We start from the raw sequence: 2,875 nt of genomic DNA on the forward strand, positions 1-2,875 counted from the left end.
CGGCCCGCCCGCCTGACCGACATCCCCGCCTGACCGACATCACAGTTCAGGGGCGCGAGCCGCTGGCCTAGACTCGGTGGCGATGTCCAAGACACCAGACGACACCGCAGCCCTGCATGAGGCGATCTACGCCGCTTTGGGCACCGTGTTGGACCCCGACATTCAGCGTCCGATCACCGAGCTCGGCATGGTCAAGAGCATCGAGATCGCCGACGACCACAGCGTGCACGTCACGATCTACCTGACCATCGCCGGCTGTCCGATGAAAGCCGAGATCACCAACATGGTGACCCGCGCGGTCAACGATGTGCCCGGCACCGGCCCGGTCAAGGTGAGCCTGGACGTGTTCAGCGACGAGCAGCGCGCCGAGTTGCGCAAACAGTTGCGCGGCGACGCCAAGGAACCCGTCATCCCATTCGCCCAACCGGGTTCGCTGACCAAGGTCTACGCGATCGCCTCGGGGAAGGGCGGCGTCGGAAAATCCAGTGTCACCGTCAATCTCGCGGTCGCGCTAGCCGAGCGCGGCCTGTCGGTGGGGGTGCTCGACGCCGACATCTACGGCCATTCGGTGCCGCGGATGATGGGCGTCACGGCGCTGCCCACGCAGGTCGACTCGATGATCATGCCGCCGATCGGCTACGGCGTGAAGGTGATCTCGATCGCGATGTTCACCAAGGGCAACACCCCGGTGGTGTGGCGCGGCCCGATGCTGCACCGCGCGCTGCAGCAGTTCCTCGCCGACGTCTACTGGGGCGACCTGGACGTACTGCTGCTGGACCTGCCGCCGGGCACCGGTGACATCGCGATCTCGGTGGCCCAATTGGTTCCGCCGGCCGAGATTCTGGTGGTGACCACGCCGCAGCAGGCGGCCGCCGAGGTGGCCGAGCGGGCCGGGGCGATCGCGCTGCAGACCCGCCAGCAGGTGGTCGGCGTGGTGGAGAACATGGCCGGGCTGGCCATGCCCGACGGTTCGACCATGCACCTGTTCGGCGAGGGCGGCGGCGAGCAGGTCGCCGAGCGACTGACCCGGGCGATGGGCCGCGACGTTCCGCTGCTGGGCCAGGTGCCGATCGACAGCGAGATGGTGACCGGCGGCGACTCGGGATCACCGGTGGTGCTCTCGCCGGACTCGGTGGCCGGCAAGGAGTTGCGCCGCATCGCCGAGCAGTTGGCCACCCGCGGCCGCGGCCTGGTGGGGATGTCGCTGGGCCTCAACACCGGCAGCACCCAGCGGTGATCGCAAGCGCGGCGAAGCCGTGCGCAGCGGGTCACCGCCATTCAGCCCAGCGGTGATCGCAAGCGCGGCGAAGCCGTGCGCAGCGGGTCACCGCCATTCAGCCCAGCGGTGATCGCAAGCGCGGCGAAGCCGCGCGCAGCGGGTCACCGCCATCAGCCCAGCGGTGATCGCGCTAGGTCGCGTCGGAGTCGAACGGGGCCGGCCCGGCAGGCTTGGGCGTCACGGCGGGTGCCGGCGCCACGGTGCGCGGATCTTCGGCCAGTGAACTGACCGCGGTGAACAACGAGTCGTCCCCGTCGAGCAGATGCTTGGTCAGGGCGGCCCGCGGCGTCATCCCGCGCAGCTTCTGCAATTCGCTCAGCGGCTCGCGCAGCTCTTCGAACTCGGGCCCCATCTCGTCGCGCAGCTGATCGGTGGCGTTGGTGACGTACTCGCGGGCCTGACGCAGCGCGCCGGCGGTCCAGCGGATGGCCCCGGGCAGCCGCTCCGGGCCCAGGATCACCAATCCGAGCACCACGAGAACCAGCATCTCGCCCCAGCCGACATTCGCGAACATCGAGGCGAACTGCTAACCGTCGGGGGTGGGGGTCACCATCAGCGTCACATGGCGACCGTCGCGGACCACCTCGACGGGCGCTTCCTTCCCGATGGTCAGATTGCGCACCGCCACCACGAATTCGTCGGCGTTGGCCACGGTACGGTCGCCGATCTTGACCACCACGTCGTTCTCCAGGATGCCACCCTTCTCCGCGGGGCCGCCGACCTTGACGTTGGCGATCTGCGCGCCCGACGCGATGGCGTTGCTGACCGACCTCGCACTCACCCCCAGCGTGGGGTGCACGATCTTGCCGTCCCTGATCAGTGCTTCTGCCACGATCTTCATCTCGTTGACCGGGATCGCGAATCCCAACCCGCTGGCGCTGTCGGACAACGACTTTCCGGCGGTGTTGATCCCGACCAGCTGCGCGTCCATGTCGATCAGCGCGCCGCCGGAGTTGCCGTGGTTGATCGAGGCGTCGGTCTGGACAGCGTCGATGACCGTGTCGGTGTCGGAGTCCTCACCGGACAGCGGCACCGGCCGGTGCACGGCGCTGATGATGCCGTGGGTCACGGTGCTGCGCAGGCCCAGCGGGGCGCCCGCGGCGATCACCTCGTCGCCGACCCGGATCTTGTCGGAGTCACCGAGGCGGGCCACGGACAAGTTGTCGACGTTGTCGACCTTGAGCACGGCCAGGTCGGTCTTCGGGTCGCGGCCGACCAGGTTGGCCAGCACCTCTTTGCCGTCGTTGAACACCACGGTGGTCTTGAACTTGCTGGGGTTGTTGGCGGCTTCGGAGATCACGTGGTTGTTGGTGACGATGTAGCCCTTGCCGTCGATGACGACGCCGGAGCCCTGCATGCCCTGGTCGTCGCTGACGGACTCGATGGTCACCACAGAATTGGCGATGGCCTCGGCCACCTTGGCGAACCGCCCGGCCGGCTCCTCGGCGTTGCCCTTGGTCGACAGCGTCACCTTGGAGGAGGTGAAGGCCTCGACGACCTGCGCGGTGGTCCGTCCGACCCAGCCGCCGACCATGCCGATCGCCAGCGCGATCGCGGCCAGCGTGGCCAGCGCGCGGTAGGAGACCCGGTCGCCGA

At 68.5% G+C, this 2,875-nt stretch carries 3 protein-coding genes; 1 reads left to right on the forward strand and 2 read right to left on the reverse strand.

Annotated features, from left to right (window positions below):
* Positions 1–82 precede the first annotated feature (82 nt).
* A complete protein-coding gene (locus tag DQP56_RS23560; protein ID WP_013828140.1) occupies positions 83–1,237 on the forward strand; it encodes an Mrp/NBP35 family ATP-binding protein in 1,155 nt (384 codons plus the stop codon).
* A 172-nt stretch (positions 1,238–1,409) separates the two neighbouring features.
* On the opposite strand, the gene tatB is transcribed toward DQP56_RS23560, so the two are convergent.
* Together tatB and DQP56_RS23580 are read right to left on the reverse strand one after the other, a co-directional pair.
* Positions 1,410–1,793, reverse strand: a complete 384-nt coding sequence (tatB, locus tag DQP56_RS23575) for a Sec-independent protein translocase protein TatB (RefSeq protein ID WP_112689474.1) — start codon at positions 1,791–1,793, stop codon at positions 1,410–1,412.
* 12 nt (positions 1,794–1,805) lie between these two features.
* The coding region (locus tag DQP56_RS23580; RefSeq protein ID WP_112689476.1) for a S1C family serine protease at positions 1,806–2,875 on the reverse strand (1,070 nt) is incomplete at its 5' end.

The organism is Mycolicibacter senuensis (assembly GCF_003284925.1).
Classification (GTDB): domain Bacteria; phylum Actinomycetota; class Actinomycetes; order Mycobacteriales; family Mycobacteriaceae; genus Mycobacterium; species Mycobacterium algericum_A.

Excerpts from the sequence above, each read along its gene's own strand:
- tatB (WP_112689474.1), bottom strand. The coding sequence starts at position 1,793 with ATGTTCGCGAATGTCGGCTGGGGCGAGATGCTGGTTCTCGTGGTGCTC.
- DQP56_RS23560 (WP_013828140.1), top strand. The coding sequence starts at position 83 with ATGTCCAAGACACCAGACGACACCGCAGCCCTGCATGAGGCGATCTAC.